Raw genomic sequence first — 17,973 nt, forward strand, 5'->3', positions numbered from 1 at the left:
GATCTCCGACCAGATGCAGAACGCGGTCGAGGCGAAGAGCGATACCAGGGAACCCGTGGAGCAGCCCACCGAAGCGGTCGAGCCGCCGACGCCCGAGGACGTCCAGCCCGAGGAACCCGTCGAGGAGATGGCGGAGCCGGAGCCCGTCGAGACGACGACACCGGAGCCGCTGCCCGAACCCGACATCGAGCCGCTCGAGGAACAGGTTCTGCCGATGGTCGAGAAGGTCGAGGTGCCGATCCCTGTCGCTCGGCCCAGGCCTGTCGAGAAGAAGCCCGTCGAGAAGCCGAAGCCGGCGCCGAAGAAGAAGGAGCTGGCGAAACGACCGAAGCGGGAGAAGCCGGCGCCGGCCTCGAAGGCCGCCGCCGAAGCGGCCTCGCAGGTCGCGCAGTCGAACCGCAATGCCGCAAGCCAGGCATCCGCCGGCATGGGCTTCGGTTCCGTCTCGCCGGCCAGATGGCAGTCGCGGCTTATGGCGCATCTCGAACGCCGCAAGCGCTATCCCGCAGGCGCACGCTCGCGGGGCGAACAGGGCACGGCCTATGTCCGCTTCCGCATCGACGACAACGGCAACGTCCTGTCCGCCAGCCTCGCCCGCTCGTCCGGCTATCCCGAACTCGATGCCGAGGTGGTCGAACTGGTGCGCCGGGCCTCGCCGGTGCCGGCACCGCCTCCCGAGGCCAACAGGACAATCACCGCTCCGGTGCGCTTCACCAGCAGGTGAATACAGCGGGTACGGGGTAAAGCGTTATCTGGAAACGACGTTGCGAAGGGAAAAGGAGGTCATCAGGAAAAGAGATGTCAGGCGGCCAAATGGGGAATGGGGGCCGAAAGGAAACACCGCGTGAACCTGCGCCATCTCCGTCATTTCGTGGCGGTCGCGGAAGAGCTGCACTTTACACGGGCTGCCGAGCGAGCCGGTATAGAGCAATCGCCTTTGTCGCGATCCATCAAGAATCTCGAAACCCGGCTCGGCGTCGTGCTATTCGAGCGCACGAAACGCTCGACAAGACTGACGCCGGCGGGTGAGCGGCTATTCCATCATGCCCGCGCGCTGCTGATCGCAGCCGACGAAGCCAAAGCGGATCTGCGGAAAAATCAGGGCACCCAAACTCAGCATTTGCATGTCGGGATTTGCGATGGGATTCCAATGTCGCGCGTCGTCCGGCTCATTGCTGCGTTAAGGGAGACCCGGCCGGATATCTGCGTGCATATCCATGAGGTGTCGATGACGCAGAAGGTCGAGGACTTGCGAAGCGGCTTCCTTGATGTGGCTCTCGCGCCTGAGAGCGGCTATGGTAGGAGCATCATTGCCGAGGCAATCTGGCAAGACCAGCCGGCCGCGCTCATTCCCCGCAGCCATTCGCTGGCAACAAGGGACAGGCTGTTTCTCACGGATATCATCGCGGAACCGCTGGTCCTTTGCCGATATGACACTGGTCTTGGGCAACAATGTCAGATTGAGCAGATTGTCCGTAGAGCAACTCCAACACCGAACATCGTCGATCGTGCGCCGACGCTCTGCATGCTGGTCATGTTGGTGGTTGCCGGCTATGGCGTTGGCATTGTCACGGCAGCGCAACTCGAAGCGATCGGCTCGGATGACCTTGTGCTTCGGCCATTCTGTGATACCCCTGCGGAGGTAAGGACCTGGCTGATGATGCGTGAGGAGGCGTCCAGCGAACCGCTTTCGCGCTTCGTTGAACTTGCGCGGAAAACTACCTGATTTTCATCTGTCTGGCACGGGCAGCACGGAAGCCCTTGTCGCGGGCAACGAAGGTTTCCAGCATGAGCGGCGCGAGTGTGGTGGCATCGACCACCGTGCCATGAAGTTCGGAATGCAACATGGCGTAGAGATCGAGATCATCGCGAAGGCGTGCGCTGATCGTGATGGTGAGCTTGACGGATTCGGATTTCGGTACTGGACCGAGGCGGAGTTTGCCGGTCAATCATCCCTCCCGATGTTCGCAGTGAGCGGCGCGGCCTGATAGGGCCGCAAGATCAGATCCTTGTTGACGATGACGCGGACCGGAAATCCGGACCGCACCTTCAGGGTCGGCTGGATGTTGAGATTGCGGCGGGTGATCTGCTGGCCGACCTCGTTGATGGTCTCCCGCGCACCGTCCCGCGTGGCGATGATGATACGATTGCCGTCACCCCCACGGTTTTCCGGAGCTGCAAGCTCGGCGCCAATGCCGAGCAGCGAGGAGAGCACGGCACCGCCGATCAGACGCAACCAGTGGTTGTCCACCTGGTCCTCCAGCCCGGCATAGCCAGCGGTATCGACGCCCGGAAGCCGGTCGAGCACGATGGAGGAGCCGTCCGGCATGACGATCCGGGACCACACAAGAAGCACGCGGCTCTGGCCGAAGGCGACGCCGGAATCGTATTCGCCGATCAGCAGGGCACCCTGCGGAATGAGCAGATGACGGCCGGTCACGGTGTCGTAGACGTTTTCGGTGACGGTGCCGACGATCTGGCCCGGCAGGTCGGAATTGATACCTGTCACGAGTGCCGCCGGAATGATGGTGCCGGCCATGACCTGATAGGGGGAGCGTGGCGTCTGGAGCGGGCCCGAGCCATAGATCTTCTGGTCGGTCTCCCGGTTGACGAAAGCCTGTTTGCGATCCTGCATGTTCTGCGTCGTCATTTCGTCGACGGGCGGCGTGGCCGTGTCCGATGCGGGCGGCGGGATCGAGGTGAGATCGAGACGGCCGGGCTCGGCCAGTGCGCTCGCAGCCGCCGTCTCCTGCCGCGGCCGGATCGACTGGAAGAAGACCGCGGCTTTCGCTGCGGCTTCCGCTTCCTGCTGCTCGCGCAGCCGGGCGGCGCGGCGGGCGTCCTCCTCCGGATCGGGCCGGAAACTCGGCCGCTCAGGCATGGGCTCGATGCCGGCGTCGCGCTCGGTACGGACGACCGGCCCGCCGAGTTCGCCTGGCAAGGGGGCACCGAGTTGCGGCGGCTGAACCTGCGAGTAGTCGCGCGGCAGTGTCTGGAGGCCCTCGGCCGGATTGACGCGATCCGTGTTGAACAGCTCCTCACCGAAGGGGCCGCTGCGATCTCTGCCTTGCAGCGCCCAGACCATCGCGCCGAGTACGGCGGCGGATGAAACGCCGGCGAGTACGATCAGCGACCAGCGGTTGAGCCGCATTACCGGGCGCGGTCTGGCACGGATAGAGAGGTTTGGCGGCGGAGACTTGGGTGGGGCAGACTTGGGTGGTGGAGATTGGGCCGGCGTGCTCATATTCCGAACAGCCCCTTGCGCTTGCCGTCGGTGCGGGTGATGCGCACCACCTGTTGCTTCTCGCCGCCAAGGCGCAGTTCGGCCGCGCCGAATAGCCGGTCGACGACGTAATATGGTGGCTTGGCCCGATAGTTCACGAGCTGGTTTTCGCCGGTGGGGCCGACGACGAAGAGCGGCGGAAGCTCTCCCTGCGCGATACCTGCCGGGAACTGGATGTAGACCTTCTCGCCGTCGTCGAAGACACGCACCGGCCGCCACGACGGGTTGTCGCCGGTGATCTCGTAGCGGAATCGCACCCGTTCGAGGGCCACGGCGTCGGCAACAGGCGTGGCGGTCGCGGCGCGGGCATTTTGCCGTTCCAGCGCGACGAGGCGATCATGGGGGTAGTCCCATGAGACTGAGGCTATCCAGGTCTGCGGCGTGGATGTCAATTCGAGATGATAGGTGCGCCGGTTGGTGTTGATGACCAGATTGGTCTTGAGGTCCGCCCGCGTCGGCTTCACCAATATATGTGTCTGTTGTGCGCTGCCCGCGCCGCTGCTGGTATCGCCGATCACCCACCGCACCGTGTCGCCCGCCGAAACCGAGATCAGTTCCTCGCCGGCTTGCAGGGCGATGTCCGTCACCTTCTCGGGCGCGGCATAGACCTGATAGAGCGCGCCGGCGGCATAGGGCCAGACCTGCGTGGCGTTGATGTAGCCTGAGCGCGTCGGCTGCACGCGGGCGGCGGCATTGGCGGTCGTCACGCGCTGCTTCGGATCGGTCGGCTCGGCGGTCCCTGCCTTGCCGGGCAGCGGCTTCAACTGGCCGGGAAGCGGCAGAGGCTGCGGTAGCTGGACCACTTCGACCGGGCCGACCGGCTCGACGGTGCGGACCGTTTCGTGAGGCTCATCGAGCGAGATTTCCGGTGGCGGCGTCTTGCCGGCGCAGCCGGCGAGCAGCACGGCCGACGATAGCAGCAGCATGCGGACGGGCGTTGTGCGGATCATGTTGCCTCTCTCGCTCACGACGCGCCGGAGCCAAGCTCGCGGCTCCAGTTGATGCCGTGGACATAGATACCGAGCGGGTTCTTGCGCAGCCGATCTTCGGTGCGCGGCGGTTGCAGGACGATGGTCAGGATGGCGGTCCAGCGGTCGGTGCCGGCGAGTTGCTGGTTCTCGTAGCGGCGTTCGAGCCATCGGATCTGAAACGACGTGTCGGAGGCGCGCACGACGCTGGTGATCTCGACGGCAACCGATAGTCTGCCGACCTTGGAGAAAGGATCGTTGGCGCGGGCGTGATCGTTGAGGGCGGCGCCACCGCGATCCGTCGTGAAATCATAGGCTTCGAGCCAGTTCTGGCGCACCACGACCGGATCGGTGGGTAGTGCCCGGACGTTCTGGATGAAACGCGCCAGGGCGTGGGCAATCTGCGCGTCGTTCGGCCGGTAGGCTTCGACAGCTGGTCCGATGGCCTTGACCTGGCCGAACTGATCGACCTCCACGACATAGGGGGTGACGGAAGAGCGGCTCGCCTGCCAGAGCAATCCTCCAGCCATGCCGATCGAAAGAGCCAGACAGCCGAGCGACATGAACTGCCAGTTGCGCGCCTGAACGCGAGCGGAGCCGATCCGCTCGTCCCAGACTTGCCCTGCGGCCTGATAGGGCGTGCTTGGCTCCGGCGTTTCGGAATAGCGCACGCCGGTTCGTCTGAAACGCATCGGTCAATCCTCCTGCCGTAACGAGGGGTTGGCGCCCGCGCCGCCGTGATCGCCGGAGCGTAGCGTGTGGGCGGCGGTCGTGGCACCATGAGCGGCCTGCGAGGTGCGGGAGCCATGCCGCACGCGGCTCGCCCATGCCGGCATCTCTCCGTTGCCGGGTGACGAAGAGGCGTTTGCGGCTGTTCCCATTGCCGCCATCGGCTTGCCGCCGGTCGCGGTCCAGGCGCCGCGCGATCCGCGGGCAGTCCGTTCCCGCACCGATCCGGAGACGCGCGAGACGATGTCGCGCCCGGTCTGAACGATGGCGCCGCCACCGGCCCGCGCGACGCCGGCAAGTCCGGCGCCAACGGCTTCCATGCCGGTTGCGCCGGATGTCGAGGAACCAAGTTCGTAGGCGGTGCGCGCGCCACCCGACATTGTGGAAGCCGCCCGAACACCCGTTCCCAAGGTGGCGGCGCCAAGCCTGACTGCGCCGACCGTGCCGGCGCCGGCGGCAACGGCCATGCCGCCGGCCGCCAGAGCTGTTCCTGCCGCCGCGCCCGCGCCAAGCTGCGGAGCGCCGGACACCAGACCGCTTGCGATCGAAGGGCCGAAGATGCCGAGCCCGAGCATGGCGAGCGACGCGAGCATGATCGACAGCGCGTGATTGATGGACGGGTCCGTGCCGGGCGAGGTGCGGAACTCGGCGAAAAGGCCGTTGCCGATGCCAACGATAACCGCGAGGACGAGTATCTTGATGCCGGATGACACGACGTTGCCAAGCACCCGTTCGGCCAGAAACGCCGTCTTGTTCCAGAGCGCGAAGGGGACCAGCACGAAACCGGCGAGCGTCGTCAGCTTGAACTCCAGCAAGCTGACGAAGAGCTGCACGGCCAGTACGAAGAAGCTGATGACGACGACGAGCCAGGCGACGAGAAGCACGGCAATCGTATCGATGTTGGAGAAGACGGACGTGAAGCCGGACAACTGGCCGATCTGCTCGAGGATGGGCCGGCCGGCGTCCATGCCGACGGAGGCGAGCCTGCCGGGCCGGAAAAGATCGTCCTGCGACAGTCCGGAACCGGAGGCGGTCAGGCCGAGACCGGCGAACGAGCGGAAGATGATACCGGCGAGCGTATTGAAATTATTGATGATGTAGGCGAAGGCCCCGACATAGAGCACCTTCTTGACGAGCCTGGCGAGGATCTCGTCGTTGCCGGCACCGAATGCCCAGAAAAGACCCGCGAGCGTGATGTCGATCACGATCAGCGTGGCCGAGAGAAAGGCGACCTCACCGCCGAGCAGGCCGAAGCCGCTGTCGATATATTGCGAGAAGGTATCGGTGAAACGGTCGATGACGGAAAGATCATCCATGACGGCTTATTCCGCGTTCGGCACGGCCGGAACCGATGAAGGACCGGCTTTGCCCTTGTCTGCCTTCGGCTTGCCCTCCTTGTCGAGCGACGGAAACATCTCGACCCGGTGCGGCGTGTAGGGTGTGGTGCCGGAGCCCATGAACCGCTTGCGGCGTGCCTGACTGGCGGCCGTGCAGAGCGCATCGCCGGTGCCGGCCCAATCCTGCGAGCAAAGCCGTTGCACCTCGTTGAGCCGTTCCGGATCGGCGGCAAGACTGTCGACCGTATCGTTTGCGTCCGCGATCTGGAGCAGGAAAACCGCGCCGCCGCCGATGGCGGCAACGGCGCAAAGACGGACGAACCGGCCGAGCATGGCAGCCTCCGTCAGTTGCGGAAAAGGCGGACGGTCGCCGGCGAGTAGCTGTCGCCGGTGCCCATGAAGCGGCGGCGCACCTCGCGGGCGCGCTCCTCTTCGGTGACGGCGCGCGCCTGTTCGGCGGCAACGGCACGATCCTGGGTGAGCTTCAGGCGCGCGGCGTCGATCGCCTGCTTGGCCTGAAGCGCGAGGAGCTGGTTGGTCGCCTGGGTCGCCTCCAGAATGCCGCTAGCCGACTGGCTGCGGCTGACGAGATCACTGAGGGTGCTTTCATCGGCGGACAGGTTTTCCGAAACCTGCGATTGCACCTTCATCGCCGTCTCAAGCGCATTGCGGGATTGCTCCCAACGCTTGCGGACATCGGCGAGGATCTGATCGCCGGACACGCTGGCCGCGTATTCCTGCGGATAGAGCTGGCGGAACTGCTGCTCCATCGATGAGACGTCGAAGCTCAGGCTCGTTGCCTGATCGATCAGGCTCTTGGTTTTGGCAATGGTCTGCTTCAGCTCGTTCAGCGCGGAGAAATCGAGGCTCGTCAGGTTCTTCGCCTGATTGATGAGCATCTGCGCCTCGTTCTGCAGCGATTTGATCTGGTTGTTGATCTGCTCCAGCGCACGAACGGCCGATAACAGGTTCTGGCTGTAGTTGCTCGGATCGTAGACGATGAGCGCCGATGCGGGCGCGGCCAGGGTGAGGCCGAGGGCGCAGGCACCGGCGAGCAGCAGGGACTTCTTCATGGTGTGAGCTCCTGATCGTGTGGCAAGGGGAAGTGCTGGATAAGATCGGCGGCCCAGCGGAGACCGCACGCATTGAGCCAGGCCGGCACGAAGCCGTCGCGGCCGTGGGACTGAAGGATTTCGTCCATGAGGCGATGATGGTCGGGATTGCTCGCACCGGCGAAGGCGAGCGCCACCGGCCCGAGATCGAGGTCGAACAACCTGTTGCCGAAGCGAGACTTATAGTAGTAGTCGCGCCGGGGCTGGGCGCGGGAGATGATGCCGATCTGACGGTCATTGAGCCCGAAGCCCGCATAGATGGAACGGAGCTGTGGTTCGGCCGCCTGTGGGGAAGGCAGGAAAATGCGCACCGGGCAGCTCTCGACAATGGCCAGTGCGATGGCCGAATGCTGGATATCGGCGAGTGACTGGGTCGAGAAGATGACGGAGACGTTCTTCTTGCGCAGCATCTTCAGCCACTCGCGGATACGCGCGGCAAAGATCGGATCGTCGAGAAAGACCCATGCTTCATCGAGCACGATCAAGGTCGGTGATCCGTCGAAGCGTTCGCCCAGACGGTGGAAGAGATAGGTCAGCACCGGCGACACGGCGCTCGCCGTTTGCATCAGCTCTTCCATCTCGAAGGCTTGCACTTCGCCCGCACCGAGGCGGTCGCTGTCGGCATCGAGGAGACGGCCGTGCGGACCTGCCAGCGTGTAGGGCTGGATGGCCTGACGCAGCCGGTTCGATTGCAGAAGCGTCGATAGGCCGGTGAGCGTGCGTTCTTCCCGCGGCGCCGACGCGAGGCTGGTGAGCGCCGACCAGACGGTCTCTTTCACGTCGGGCGTGATCTCGACATGCTCATGGCCGAGCAGGCCCGCGATCCATTCGGCCGCCCAGGTAAGATCTTCTTCTGCATCGATTGCGGCGAGCGGCTGAAAGGTGATCGAGCCCGCCTTGCCGAGATTATAGTACTCGCCGCCGAGGCCGAGCACGGTGGCGCGCGCGGACCCGCCATTGTCGAAGATGAAGATGCGCGATCCGGCGTAGCGGCGGAACTGCAGCGCCAGGATCGAGAGAAGCACGGACTTGCCGGCGCCTGTCGGGCCGACGATCAGGGTGTGGCCGACATCGTCGATATGCGTCACCAGTCGGAACGGCGTGCCGCCGGCCGTCCGGGTAATGATCAGCGGCGGCGCATCGAGATGGACGTTCTTCTCCGGCCCGGCCCAGACCGCCGAGACCGGCATCATGTGCGCAAGGTTGAGCGTGGAGACGAGCGGCTGCCTGACATTGGCGTAGGCATGGCCGGGAAGCGACGACAGCCACGCTTCGGTCGCATTCAGCGTCTCCGGGATGGTGACGAAGCCGCGACCCTGAATGATCCGTTCGACGGCTTTCAGCTTCTCGTCGGCGATGTCGGGACTCTCGTCCATGACAGTGACGGTTGCGGTGACGTAGCCATAGGCGACGGCATCAGCGCCCAGTTCCTGCAGGGCTTCATCTGCGTCGACGGCCTTGTTGGCGGCATCGGAATCGACCAGCGGAATTTCCTGTTGGAAGATCGTCTCACGCAGCAGCGTGACGATACCCTTGCGCTTGGCGAACCATTGTCGGCGCAGTTTCGTCAGCTCGCGTTCGGCCTCCGCCTTGTCGAGAGACAGAAAGCGGGTGGACCAGCGGTAGGCGAAGCCGAGGCGGTTGAGGTCGTCCAGAACTCCCGGCCAGGTCGAAGGCGGGAAGCCGCGAATCGTGAGGACGCGCAGGTGCCGGTCGCCGAGCATCGGCGCGAGTCCGCCGGTGAAATCGCTGTCCGGCAGGAGAGCGTCGAGGTAGAACGGCACTTCGGGAACGGCGACGGGATGCCGGCGCGGCGAGACACAGCCATGCAGATAGGTCAGCGTCTCCTCGTCCGTGAGCCAGGCGATCTTGGGCATGACGCCATCGAGCAGGGCCAGGAAACGGTCGGTCTCGGCGATGAAGGCGGCGAGCTGGTCGCGCCAGTTCACCGTATGGCGCCCGGTGTGCTCATAGAGGAGCTGGCCGGCGCGAGCCTTGCCTTCCGACGGCGGCAGGAAAGCGAGTGTGAGGTGGTAGGCGCTCTCGAAATGCGTGCCGCCCTCTTCAAAGGCCGCGCGCCGCTCCTCCTCGACCAGCCACGACACCGCCTCGGGGAACGCCGAAACGGGATAGTCGGCGGCGACATGCCGTTCGGCGTCGACGAAAAGCGCCCAGCCGGAGCCAAGGCGTTTCAGCGCGTTATTGAGGCGGGCCGTGGTCGCAACCAGCTCGCTTTCCGTTGCGCTGTCGAGATCGGGACCGCGGAACCGCGCCGTGCGCTGGAACGCCCCGTCCTTCTGGAGCACGACGCCCGGCGCGACCAGTCCGGCCCAGGGCAGATAATCCGCAAGGGATGCAGGACGCCGGCGGTATTCGACAAGGTTCATCATCGCTTCATGCCTCCATGAATGCGCGATGCTTCATGTGGCGGGAGAAGACATCCATGAATTGCGGATCGGCTTTCGCGCCCCAGACGGCGAGTGCGTGGCCCGCCATCCAGAGCAGGACGCCACCGATCCACAATTGCAGGCCGATGCCGATCGCTGCCGAGAGCGTGCCGTTGAGAATTGCTATCGAACGCGGGGCGCCGCCCATCAGGACTGGCTCGGTAAGGGAGCGGTGCAACGGTACCTCGAAACCGTCGATATGCGCGGCCATCAGACCAAGGCTCCGCCGCCGAAGCTGAAGAAGCTGAGAAAGAAGGAACTGGCCGCAAACGCGATGCTGAGCCCGAATACAATCTGGATCAACTTGCGAAAGCCGCCGCCGGCGTCGCCGAATGCCAGGGAAAGGCCGGTGACGATAATAACGATCACGGCGATAATCTTGGCGACTGGTCCCTCGATGGATTCAAGCACGCTCTGCAACGGCGCTTCCCAGGGCATGGAGGAGCCGGCGGCGCAGGCCGGAGAAACCAGCAAGGCGGAGATCAGGAATGCCGATATTCCGGAAATCCGGCTTTGGAGGTTTCCGGAAAGGCGGTGAAGCGCCATTCCGGAAGGGCGTGGAAGCGGATTTACGGAAAAGCGGGAATCCGGCTTTACGGATTTGTGCTTTTGCTTTGTTTCCGGGATCAGGACAGGCGTAGAAGCGGATATGATCGGTGGCATCCCTATTCTCCTGTGACACGCTCGATCGCGTAGGCATCGCCGTCGAGGCCCGTAACGCGAATGATTTCCTCGACGCGGCGTTTGCTGCCGCGCCCCGCGATGAAGACGACGATGTCGACGGCCTCGGCGATCAGGGCGCGCGGCACGGTGACGACGACTTCCTGTATGAGCTGCTCCAGGCGGATGAGCGCGCCCCGCGCCGATCCGGCGTGCAGGGTGGCAAGCCCACCGGGATGTCCGGTTCCCCAGGCTTTCAGGAGATCGAGCGCCTCCGCGCCGCGCACTTCGCCGACAACAATGCGATCCGGTCTCAGGCGCAGGGTGGAGCGCACGAGATCGGCGGTTGAGACCGTGTTGGCCTTGGTGCGCAGCGCCACATGGTCCTCGGCCGCGCATTGCAGCTCGATCGTATCCTCCAGCACGAGCACGCGATCGCCGGTGGCTGCAATCTCCTGAAGGAGCGCGTTGGCGAGGGTCGTCTTGCCGGTCGAGGTGCCGCCGGCGATGACGATGTTGCAGCGATCGAGAACTGCGGCTTTCAGGAACGCCGCCTTGCCCGGCGTCAGGATGCCCTCGCTGACATAGCGAGAGAGCGGGATCACGCCGGCCGCGCGCTTGCGGATGGCGAAAGTCGGCGCGAAGGTGATCGGAGGCAGCACGCCTTCAAACCGTTCACCCGTTTCCGGCAATTCGGCCGACAGGATCGGATGATCGCGATCGACTTCGAGCCCGACGTGGTTGGCCACGACCTTGATGATGCGCGCTGCGTCGTCGGAGGACAATGTGGCGCCGGTCGGCTCGCGGCCGGAGCCAAGCCGGTCGATCCATAGCCTCCCGTCGGGATTGAGGAGAACTTCCACGACATCGGGATCATCCAGCGCGGCGATGATCGCCGGTCCCATCGCACTGCGCAGCATGCGAATCTGACGGTCGCTGACGATCCGGGCAGGCGAACGCGAGAAGGCGACGCTCATGATGACGACGCCTCCGCCGCGGTTCCGCCGGTATCGGCTTCCTCGTCATCATCGGCGAGAGCATGAAAACTGTTCTCGTCGGGCATAATCTCCTGATGGACCTGCCGCACGAGGCTGCCGCCGCGCTGGAGGTGGCGGCCGAGCTGCTCGATGAACTGATTGAAGCGGATGCGGCCTTGCGCGCGGGCGGCTTTCTGATGCGTTTCGGGGAGCGGCGCGGAAACCGAGAGCGTGTAGCGGATGAAAAGCGCCAGTGTCTCGATCAGGATGGTCTGGTCGCGCTCCAGCCGGTCGAACTGATGGGAGAGGCGATCGAGCCGGGCGATGATCGCGGCCTCGCGCCGGTCAGCACCGTCCGAAGACAGGAATGACGACAGGGCTGCCGCGACGATTGCGGATTGCGACTCGCCCTTCATCGCCGCGAGCCGGCGCAGCCGCCTAGCGTGATCGGGCTCGATGAAGATGTTGAGGCGGGTCTTGTTCATAGCGCGATCCCGTCATCAGGATCGAGCGCTGCGAGCCGCGCCATGCGGCGGAACTGCTGCGCCGGCTGCGGAAAGCGTCCGTCGCGGGTGCCGGGATCGTCCGTCTCGTCGTCGAGCACGGCGAGGTCATCATGCGGCCGGTCATGCAGACGGCCGATATCCGCGGCATCTAGTTGGGGAGCGATCTGGTGTCCGCCTTCGTCGCTGCCGCCCGATTTGCTGGCCATCGGCGTGGCGTGCTTCGTCGGCTGCGCAAGCCCCGTCCAGTCATCGTCGCGGGCGGCGGGCCGGTCGGCATAGGGGCCGCCGGCGAGAGCCGGAGCCGGCAGGACGCGCGCGGTAAAGTTCCTGTCCGTATAATAGCGGATCTTGGTCGCCCTGACCGGCGGGTGGCCGGAGACCATGATGACTTCCTGATGGTCCGGAAGCTGCATCACTTCGCCCGGTGTGAGCAGTGGCCTGGCTGTCTCCTGCCTCGAAACCATGAGATGGCCGAGCCAGGGCGAGAGTCTATGGCCGGCGTAGTTGCGCTGGGCGCGCAGCTCGGTCGCGGTGCCGAGCGCGTCGGAAATCCTCCTCGCGGTTCTTTCGTCATTGGATGCGAAGGCGATGCGCAGGTGGCAGTTGTCGAGGATGGAATTGTTCGGTCCGTAAGCCTTCTCGATCTGGTTGAGACTCTGGGCGATGAGGAAGGATCTCAGCCCGTAGCCGGCCATGAAGGCGAGCGTCGTCTCGAAAAAATCCAGACGGCCGAGTGCCGGGAACTCGTCGAGCATCAGCAGCAGTTTGTGCCGGCGCTCGATACCGTCCGAGCCGTCGAGGCTTTCGGTGAGGCGCCGGCCGATCTGGTTGAGGATGAGCCTGATGAGCGGCTTGGTCCTGGAAATGTCCGAGGGCGGCACGACCAGGTAGAGCGAGACCGGATGCTCGGCAGCGATCAGATCGGCGATGCGCCAGTCGCAGCGCGACGTGACCGCGGCGACGGTCGGGTCGCGGTAGAGGCCAAGGAACGACATGGCGGTGGAGAGCACGCCGCTGCGTTCGTTCTCGGATTTGTTCAGCACCTCGCGTGCGGCGCTCGCCACGACGGGATGCGGACCGGCTTGGCCGAGATGCGCGGTCGTCATCATCGACCGCAATGTCTTCTCGAAGGGATGCGCCGGATCGGACAGAAAGTTGGCGACGCCGCGCAATGTCTTGTCCTCTCCCGCATAGAGGACATGGAGGATCGCGCCGACCAGGAGGCTGTGGCTGGTCTTCTCCCAATGGGAGCGCCGCTCCAACGCGCCCTCGGGGTCGACCAGGATGTCGCCAATGTTCTGGACGTCGCGGACCTCGTGGACGCCGCGGCGAACCTCCAGCAGCGGATTGTAGGCGGCGCTCTTCGGGTCGGTCGGGTTGAAGAGCAGGCAATGCGAGAACTGCGCACGCCATCCTGCGGTCAGCGTCCAGTTTTCGCCCTTGATGTCATGGATGACGGCGGAGTGCGGCCAGGACAGAAGCGTGGGGATCACCAGACCGACGCCCTTGCCCGATCTGGTCGGGGCGAAAGCCATGATGTGCTCGGGACCGTCGTGGCGCAGATAGGTGTCGTCCGCCAGGCCGAGGAAGACACCCGATTGTTTCATCAGGCCGGCTGCGGCGATATCCTTGTGGTCGGCCCAGCGGGCGGAACCGTAGGTGGTGACGTGCTTCGATTGCCGCGCACGCCAGACGGAACCCGCGATGGCGGAGAGCGCCGCGGCGATACCGCTGCCGCCGGCGATGATCCCGCCGGTGTGGAAGATGTCCGGCGCGTAGGCGTCGTAGACATACCACCACTCGTACAGCCGCCAGGGATAGTAGACCGGCAGACCATCGAGGATGAACCAGGGTTCGCCGAGGCGCTGTTGGAAGCCGAGCTGGAAGGCCACCCATTGCGTGGCGACCCAGGTGCCGGCAAGCGCGATGCCGAACACGACCAGCATCTGTCCGATGAGTACCTTCGTTGCCGTCATTCGCCCCCCGCAACCACTCGACAATTCGGCCCGCGCAGGAGGCCGGTTGCGGACGAGGCTTGTTGCTTGAGGGAGTTAAGTCAAAGACCTTTTCTGTTGTCGACGACAACAGAAAAGGTCTGAATACAATCCATTCTCAATTCATATTTCTGAATATCATCTATGGCAAGTCTATATTGCGGCAATACGACGCAAGATTATCACGAGCAGGAACTGCCCTGTCTTCGCGTATCATAGTCTTTGTGCTGGTGATCCGGGATCGCGACATCTCCGGTCCATGCCCGCTTTTCGGCAAACGTGATCATGCCGATCCATAGGAGTTGCCCGTCCTCGCCTGTCGAGCCGGATGAGACGACGAGAGCAGTGCAGCACTGGCGGGTATCTCTGTCGGTATAGGGGAACGGGACGCGGATAACGTCACCCTGCTCAAAGGCTGGCATAGGCTTTCCGATCCGCTTCACTGTCCCATTCCGTGAAGATGACGAACGGATCGTCCACGGCCGGCTCCGTCCTGGCCCGCGTGAGAACGACGCGGCCATCTTCGACCGTGTAGGCGATCTCATCGCCTTCCTTCAGTTGCAGAGCATCTCGAACCGCCTGCGGAATCGTCGTCTGCGCCTTGCTCGTCAGCTTGCTGGTGATCATGGCGACATTCTCCCGCGCAATGTAGGGAAAATCCTTACTGAATACGAGACGGAACGTTGATCACACTCCGCTCTCTCAGGCGGGGCTTATTGCAGGCGGGGCTTATTGGCGGTCAGTCGACGTCGATTTCAATCAGCGTTCCGTCGCCGGCGAACTCCGCCTCAAATTCCCGCCCGCTCGCGAGGCGTCCTTCAATTTCAATCCGACCGTTTCTCTCGAACTCTATCTTCTCCAGCGTCGCGTCGGCGGGAAACGAGCTGTTGGAAAGTACCGCTGCCGGGATCAGGGATCGGATCTCGGACACGGGAAACAATCCGGTTCCCTTGGCCTCGATCTCCTCGATCCGATCGTCCCGGTCAAGTTCGATCTCAACTCTCGCTCCGCCCGGCAACGTGCCGTGTACATCCCGTCCATACTCCGAGCGGGGCTTTTCCCGGATCTGGATATCCGTCAAGCCAAGGGCCGTGACGGATTCCGGAAGGTCCTGAGCGGCCAGAAGTGACGGGAAGGCCAGAGCGGCGACAGTGGCGGTCAGGAGGGCTCGTTTCATGATCTCAAATCCTTCCATATCAAACGATTTGCCCAAGGGTCGGTGCGGCTCAATTGATATCACGAATGGCGTTTGGTGAGCAGCCTCCGCCAATCTCGCTCCTGGCTTCATCCAGCCCAAAGGTTGACGGAATGAAATCGCCCGTCGTTCCCCCTTGCATTCAGGCGATGCAATCGCTATCTTAAAAATATCGATCTTGCTTGTTGAATTTTGTTCTTCGCGCTGCGGCGCTTCTGACGATCTTTCTCTCTCAAATCGATCTGAAAATCATACCGCGTCTCTCGCGCGGTAATTGCTAATCTATGACCGATTGAAAGGAAATCGTCATGACTGTTGGAACAGTGAAGTTCTTCAATACGACCAAGGGCTTCGGCTTCATCGCCCCGGATAACGGCGGCCCGGACGTTTTCGTCCATATTTCTGCCGTGGAGCGCGCAGGTCTGAGCACCATCGTCGAGGGCCAGAAGCTCAGCTTCGAGGTCACGACTGACAGGCGCACTGGCCGCAGCGCAGCCGAGAATCTGCAGGCAGCATAATGCATCCCCTCCGATCCGTGACCACGGATGTACTGGCACGGATTGTCGAGATGGAGAGGCCGGGCGAAAGCCCGGCCTTTTCGTTTTTGGATGCAGGCAAAAGGAGTACGTTTCATGGCAGTAGCCATCACCAAGGATAATCTGTTTCGTCAAGTGGCCCGAATGTCGGCGACAACCAAGGCGGGAATGACCGACTTGGCGGTGCGATCGATCCTCGACGCCGAGACCAGCCTTCGGGACGCCAAGACTGCGCGGCTCCGTAGCGCACGGTTGGAACGGGAGGCGCAGATCGCGGCTTCCCAGCAGCTGCCGAAACCGCGCTCGGTAAAGGCCAGGCGAAAGTGAGAGCAGGCCGGCATCAGAAGTCGAAGAGCTCGCCTGGAAATGACTCGCGGCGCTTCTGCGGCTTGTGATCGCGATCTTCGTCGTAACGGCGCTCTGGTTGACGGACACCAAAGCCCGCTAAGGCTCACGCCCTTGCTTCTTCAACCAGCGCGAGCGTATCGAGGCGCCGGGTCAGGCGCTCCCATTGCGCCTCGCTGAAAAGCTCCTGTCCTGCTTGCGGCCACTCATCGAGCGCGCGCCGGACCGTCGTTTTGACCTCGCGTTCGATCCAGTCGGGGTCGAGACGGAGGAACTCGGCGACACGCCTGAAGCGCCGGAGGGTGACGTTGGCGAAACTGTGTGTGCCGGCGAATTTCAGCGCGAGGGTATCGGCCGGCGCGAACAGAACCGTCGGCACTATGTCATAGGCCGGCGACAGCCGGATCTCGCCCGGCGATGGAAAGATGAAGGACCAGTTCTTCAGATGGTTGTCGCCGTTGCCGATCAGCACGTCGGCCACGATCCGGCGCAGCCCTTCCATCACGTCCGCGCGCCAGTCGGTGCTGAACCGGCGGATCATGTTCAGAAGCGTCTCGTAGGTCGCCATCGTATATTTGCGCTCACCGACCGCGCCGACGATCTGGCCGCCGTCCTCGATATGGGTGCGTCGGCCGGCGCCCGGCCGATCGAAGCGATCGACGACGAGTGCCTGCGGTCCTTCCTTCAGGAAGGTATCGGGAATGCCGTCGATGGCAGCGGTCGGAATCAGGCGGAACGGGGCGGTATTGACGCCTATCATGCGGGCCAGGGTCATCGCCGCGTATTCCGCTTCCGGCAATCCCGGATAGCGGCCGGTCGGCACCTTGAGGATGGAGCGACCTTCGCCGCCGCGGGCCGGAGCCGTCAGCCGGTCTCCCGCGGATATCGCCGAGAACTTGAGCTGGACGCCGGCGAGCGAGAACTTCACCACGCCTTCGGGCTGCGGCAACGCGAGGCCATGAATGTGGTCGAGGTGGAGCGGCCCTACTGACGGCGGCGGATCGGTTTCCGGCGTGATCAGGACGGCACCGGGCAGGTCGCCGCCGAGCCGCGTCAGCAGGTCGAACTGGTCGTGCGCACCCGGTCCCATTTCGGCCATGACCAGATCCCGCAAGGCGCCTTCCGGCAGCAGGCCAGCGAACCAGGGCGGCAGATAGCCGTGAAGGCCGATCTTGTCGCCGCGCGCGGCCAATCGTGCGCGGGTGGCGTCCTCATCGCCGGGCACCAGCCAGCCGAGGCTGAGGATCGGTCGGTCCGGATCGCGCAGATAGGTCTCGTCGACGACGAAGGCTGTTGCGCGGTTGCTGTCGCGCGTCAGGGTGCCGACGCGCCGCGGCTGCCCGTTCGCGTCGAGCAAGTGAACCCCGAGAACGGCGGCGATCGTTGCCATCAGACAGCCTCGTCATCGGAGAGGTCGACAAAGACGTCACCGAACGTGGTCGATGGCGTACTCGGGGCCGATCGCGCGGGGGCCGATGCCAGGATTTTGCGCACGTCGTTCGCCTTGGCATTCGTTATCAGCATCGGCGTGAGATCGAGCGCATCGCAGATTTCGAGCAGAAGCGTGAGCCGATCCCGGCCGAGCCGCTCATTGAGCAGATCACGTTCAAGCTCGGAGATCCGCGCGCGATCCCGCCCGAGCCGTGCCGCCAGTTCCGGCTGGGTCAACCCACGTTGCGTGCGGGCCTCCTTGAGCTGGAGGCCCAGTTGGTGCAGGATCGCCTGTTTCATGCGCTATTCCGCTTATCATGGATACTTATGCGGAATACCGCATATCATCATTCCAGCAAGAATGAAAGCGGAAAGACGCTCGTATAGTAAAAAATAAGCGGATTTCCGCATGATTTGAGCTATGCCTGCTCGCCCGTTCACGGTCGTGGAAAA

General features: G+C 63.8%; 21 protein-coding genes. 4 read left to right on the forward strand and 17 right to left on the reverse strand.

Going from position 1 to position 17,973, the window contains the following annotated elements:
* Together ACUSIJ_RS27685 and ACUSIJ_RS27690 are read left to right on the forward strand one after the other, a co-directional pair.
* Window positions 1-724 (forward strand): TonB family protein (locus tag ACUSIJ_RS27685; RefSeq protein WP_449311648.1); only part of this gene is annotated, 724 nt, incomplete at its 5' end.
* Window positions 725-844: 120 nt separating this feature from the next.
* The gene (locus ACUSIJ_RS27690) at window positions 845-1,726 is read left to right on the forward strand and encodes a LysR family transcriptional regulator (RefSeq protein ID WP_449311649.1); all 882 of its coding nucleotides are present in this window, start codon (window positions 845-847) and stop codon (window positions 1,724-1,726) included.
* Here the strand turns inward: ACUSIJ_RS27690 and ACUSIJ_RS27695 are convergent.
* The 15 genes from ACUSIJ_RS27695 to ACUSIJ_RS27765 all read right to left on the reverse strand — a co-directional run bounded on the left by ACUSIJ_RS27695 (window position 1,719) and on the right by ACUSIJ_RS27765 (window position 15,283).
* Entirely contained in the window at window positions 1,719-1,949 is a 231-nt protein-coding gene (locus ACUSIJ_RS27695) for a DUF2274 domain-containing protein (protein ID WP_449311650.1), read from the reverse strand. The two genes, ACUSIJ_RS27690 and ACUSIJ_RS27695, sit on opposite strands and share 8 nt — an antisense overlap.
* The gene (locus ACUSIJ_RS27700; protein WP_449311651.1) at window positions 1,946-3,151 is read right to left on the reverse strand and encodes a TrbI/VirB10 family protein; all 1,206 of its coding nucleotides are present in this window, start codon (window positions 3,149-3,151) and stop codon (window positions 1,946-1,948) included. The genes ACUSIJ_RS27695 and ACUSIJ_RS27700 overlap by 4 nt, the downstream gene beginning before the upstream one ends.
* 89 nt (window positions 3,152-3,240) lie before the next feature.
* On the reverse strand, window positions 3,241-4,233 hold the full coding sequence (trbG, locus tag ACUSIJ_RS27705) for a P-type conjugative transfer protein TrbG (RefSeq protein ID WP_449311652.1): 993 nt from the start codon (window positions 4,231-4,233) through the stop codon (window positions 3,241-3,243).
* Window positions 4,234-4,247: 14 nt separating this feature from the next.
* Window positions 4,248-4,943, reverse strand: coding sequence for a conjugal transfer protein TrbF (gene trbF / locus ACUSIJ_RS27710; protein ID WP_449311653.1), 696 nt, complete (start codon window positions 4,941-4,943; stop codon window positions 4,248-4,250).
* Window positions 4,944-4,946: 3 nt separating this feature from the next.
* A complete protein-coding gene (gene trbL / locus ACUSIJ_RS27715; RefSeq protein WP_449311654.1) occupies window positions 4,947-6,296 on the reverse strand; it encodes a P-type conjugative transfer protein TrbL in 1,350 nt (449 codons plus the stop codon).
* A gap of 6 nt (window positions 6,297-6,302) precedes the next feature.
* Window positions 6,303-6,650 carry a hypothetical protein gene (locus ACUSIJ_RS27720; RefSeq protein WP_449311655.1) on the reverse strand — a complete coding sequence of 116 codons (348 nt, stop codon included), beginning with the start codon at window positions 6,648-6,650 and terminating at the stop codon, window positions 6,303-6,305.
* Window positions 6,651-6,661: 11 nt separating this feature from the next.
* The gene (gene trbJ / locus ACUSIJ_RS27725) at window positions 6,662-7,390 is read right to left on the reverse strand and encodes a P-type conjugative transfer protein TrbJ (protein ID WP_449311656.1); all 729 of its coding nucleotides are present in this window, start codon (window positions 7,388-7,390) and stop codon (window positions 6,662-6,664) included.
* Window positions 7,387-9,819 carry a conjugal transfer protein TrbE gene (gene trbE / locus ACUSIJ_RS27730; RefSeq protein WP_449311657.1) on the reverse strand — a complete coding sequence of 811 codons (2,433 nt, stop codon included), beginning with the start codon at window positions 9,817-9,819 and terminating at the stop codon, window positions 7,387-7,389. The genes trbJ and trbE overlap by 4 nt, the downstream gene beginning before the upstream one ends.
* A 4-nt stretch (window positions 9,820-9,823) precedes the next feature.
* Window positions 9,824-10,087, reverse strand: coding sequence for a VirB3 family type IV secretion system protein (locus ACUSIJ_RS27735; RefSeq protein ID WP_449311658.1), 264 nt, complete (start codon window positions 10,085-10,087; stop codon window positions 9,824-9,826).
* A complete protein-coding gene (locus tag ACUSIJ_RS27740) occupies window positions 10,087-10,422 on the reverse strand; it encodes a TrbC/VirB2 family protein (protein ID WP_449311685.1) in 336 nt (111 codons plus the stop codon). Before ACUSIJ_RS27740 ends, ACUSIJ_RS27735 begins: the two co-directional genes overlap by 1 nt.
* A 119-nt stretch (window positions 10,423-10,541) precedes the next feature.
* Window positions 10,542-11,513: a P-type conjugative transfer ATPase TrbB gene (trbB, locus tag ACUSIJ_RS27745; protein WP_449311659.1), complete on the reverse strand. Its 972-nt coding sequence runs from the start codon at window positions 11,511-11,513 to the stop codon at window positions 10,542-10,544.
* The gene (locus tag ACUSIJ_RS27750) at window positions 11,510-11,998 is read right to left on the reverse strand and encodes a CopG family transcriptional regulator (RefSeq protein ID WP_449311660.1); all 489 of its coding nucleotides are present in this window, start codon (window positions 11,996-11,998) and stop codon (window positions 11,510-11,512) included. Before ACUSIJ_RS27750 ends, trbB begins: the two co-directional genes overlap by 4 nt.
* Window positions 11,995-13,995: a conjugal transfer protein TraG gene (locus tag ACUSIJ_RS27755; RefSeq protein ID WP_449311661.1), complete on the reverse strand. Its 2,001-nt coding sequence runs from the start codon at window positions 13,993-13,995 to the stop codon at window positions 11,995-11,997. The genes ACUSIJ_RS27750 and ACUSIJ_RS27755 overlap by 4 nt, the downstream gene beginning before the upstream one ends.
* A 426-nt stretch (window positions 13,996-14,421) precedes the next feature.
* A complete protein-coding gene (locus ACUSIJ_RS27760) occupies window positions 14,422-14,640 on the reverse strand; it encodes an AbrB/MazE/SpoVT family DNA-binding domain-containing protein (protein WP_449311662.1) in 219 nt (72 codons plus the stop codon).
* A gap of 112 nt (window positions 14,641-14,752) precedes the next feature.
* Window positions 14,753-15,283 (reverse strand): hypothetical protein, encoded by a 531-nt coding sequence (locus ACUSIJ_RS27765; protein ID WP_449311663.1) that lies wholly within the window; start codon window positions 15,281-15,283, stop codon window positions 14,753-14,755.
* A gap of 233 nt (window positions 15,284-15,516) precedes the next feature.
* Between ACUSIJ_RS27765 and ACUSIJ_RS27770 the strand changes: the two genes are divergently transcribed.
* Both ACUSIJ_RS27770 and ACUSIJ_RS27775 read left to right on the forward strand, forming a co-directional pair.
* Window positions 15,517-15,726, forward strand: a complete 210-nt coding sequence (locus ACUSIJ_RS27770; protein ID WP_449311664.1) for a cold-shock protein — start codon at window positions 15,517-15,519, stop codon at window positions 15,724-15,726.
* Window positions 15,727-15,840: 114 nt separating this feature from the next.
* Window positions 15,841-16,071 (forward strand): hypothetical protein, encoded by a 231-nt coding sequence (locus tag ACUSIJ_RS27775; RefSeq protein WP_449311665.1) that lies wholly within the window; start codon window positions 15,841-15,843, stop codon window positions 16,069-16,071.
* A 124-nt stretch (window positions 16,072-16,195) separates the two neighbouring features.
* Here ACUSIJ_RS27775 and ACUSIJ_RS27780 read toward each other — a convergent pair whose 3' ends face one another.
* Complete coding sequence (locus tag ACUSIJ_RS27780) at window positions 16,196-17,479, reverse strand: type II toxin-antitoxin system HipA family toxin (RefSeq protein ID WP_449311666.1); 1,284 nt, start codon at window positions 17,477-17,479, stop codon at window positions 16,196-16,198.
* Window positions 17,479-17,820 (reverse strand): helix-turn-helix domain-containing protein, encoded by a 342-nt coding sequence (locus ACUSIJ_RS27785; protein WP_449311667.1) that lies wholly within the window; start codon window positions 17,818-17,820, stop codon window positions 17,479-17,481. Before ACUSIJ_RS27785 ends, ACUSIJ_RS27780 begins: the two co-directional genes overlap by 1 nt.
* Between the last annotated feature and the right edge of the window lie 153 nt (window positions 17,821-17,973).

The organism is Pseudochelatococcus sp. B33 (assembly GCF_053570585.1).

Bases quoted from the DNA above. Each gene is read 5' to 3' on its own strand.
- ACUSIJ_RS27720 (WP_449311655.1), bottom strand. From the start codon at position 6,650: ATGCTCGGCCGGTTCGTCCGTCTTTGCGCCGTTGCCGCCATCGGCGGC.
- ACUSIJ_RS27750 (WP_449311660.1), bottom strand. From the start codon at position 11,998: ATGAACAAGACCCGCCTCAACATCTTCATCGAGCCCGATCACGCTAGG.
- ACUSIJ_RS27780 (WP_449311666.1), bottom strand. From the start codon at position 17,479: ATGGCAACGATCGCCGCCGTTCTCGGGGTTCACTTGCTCGACGCGAAC.
- ACUSIJ_RS27770 (WP_449311664.1), top strand. From the start codon at position 15,517: ATGACTGTTGGAACAGTGAAGTTCTTCAATACGACCAAGGGCTTCGGC.
- trbJ (WP_449311656.1), bottom strand. From the start codon at position 7,390: ATGAAGAAGTCCCTGCTGCTCGCCGGTGCCTGCGCCCTCGGCCTCACC.
- ACUSIJ_RS27740 (WP_449311685.1), bottom strand. From the start codon at position 10,422: ATGGCGCTTCACCGCCTTTCCGGAAACCTCCAAAGCCGGATTTCCGGA.
- trbF (WP_449311653.1), bottom strand. From the start codon at position 4,943: ATGCGTTTCAGACGAACCGGCGTGCGCTATTCCGAAACGCCGGAGCCA.
- ACUSIJ_RS27785 (WP_449311667.1), bottom strand. From the start codon at position 17,820: ATGAAACAGGCGATCCTGCACCAACTGGGCCTCCAGCTCAAGGAGGCC.
- ACUSIJ_RS27700 (WP_449311651.1), bottom strand. From the start codon at position 3,151: ATGCGGCTCAACCGCTGGTCGCTGATCGTACTCGCCGGCGTTTCATCC.
- ACUSIJ_RS27755 (WP_449311661.1), bottom strand. From the start codon at position 13,995: ATGACGGCAACGAAGGTACTCATCGGACAGATGCTGGTCGTGTTCGGC.
- trbL (WP_449311654.1), bottom strand. From the start codon at position 6,296: ATGGATGATCTTTCCGTCATCGACCGTTTCACCGATACCTTCTCGCAA.
- trbE (WP_449311657.1), bottom strand. From the start codon at position 9,819: ATGATGAACCTTGTCGAATACCGCCGGCGTCCTGCATCCCTTGCGGAT.
- trbG (WP_449311652.1), bottom strand. From the start codon at position 4,233: ATGATCCGCACAACGCCCGTCCGCATGCTGCTGCTATCGTCGGCCGTG.
- ACUSIJ_RS27775 (WP_449311665.1), top strand. From the start codon at position 15,841: ATGGCAGTAGCCATCACCAAGGATAATCTGTTTCGTCAAGTGGCCCGA.
- ACUSIJ_RS27760 (WP_449311662.1), bottom strand. From the start codon at position 14,640: ATGATCACCAGCAAGCTGACGAGCAAGGCGCAGACGACGATTCCGCAG.
- trbB (WP_449311659.1), bottom strand. From the start codon at position 11,513: ATGAGCGTCGCCTTCTCGCGTTCGCCTGCCCGGATCGTCAGCGACCGT.
- ACUSIJ_RS27735 (WP_449311658.1), bottom strand. From the start codon at position 10,087: ATGGCCGCGCATATCGACGGTTTCGAGGTACCGTTGCACCGCTCCCTT.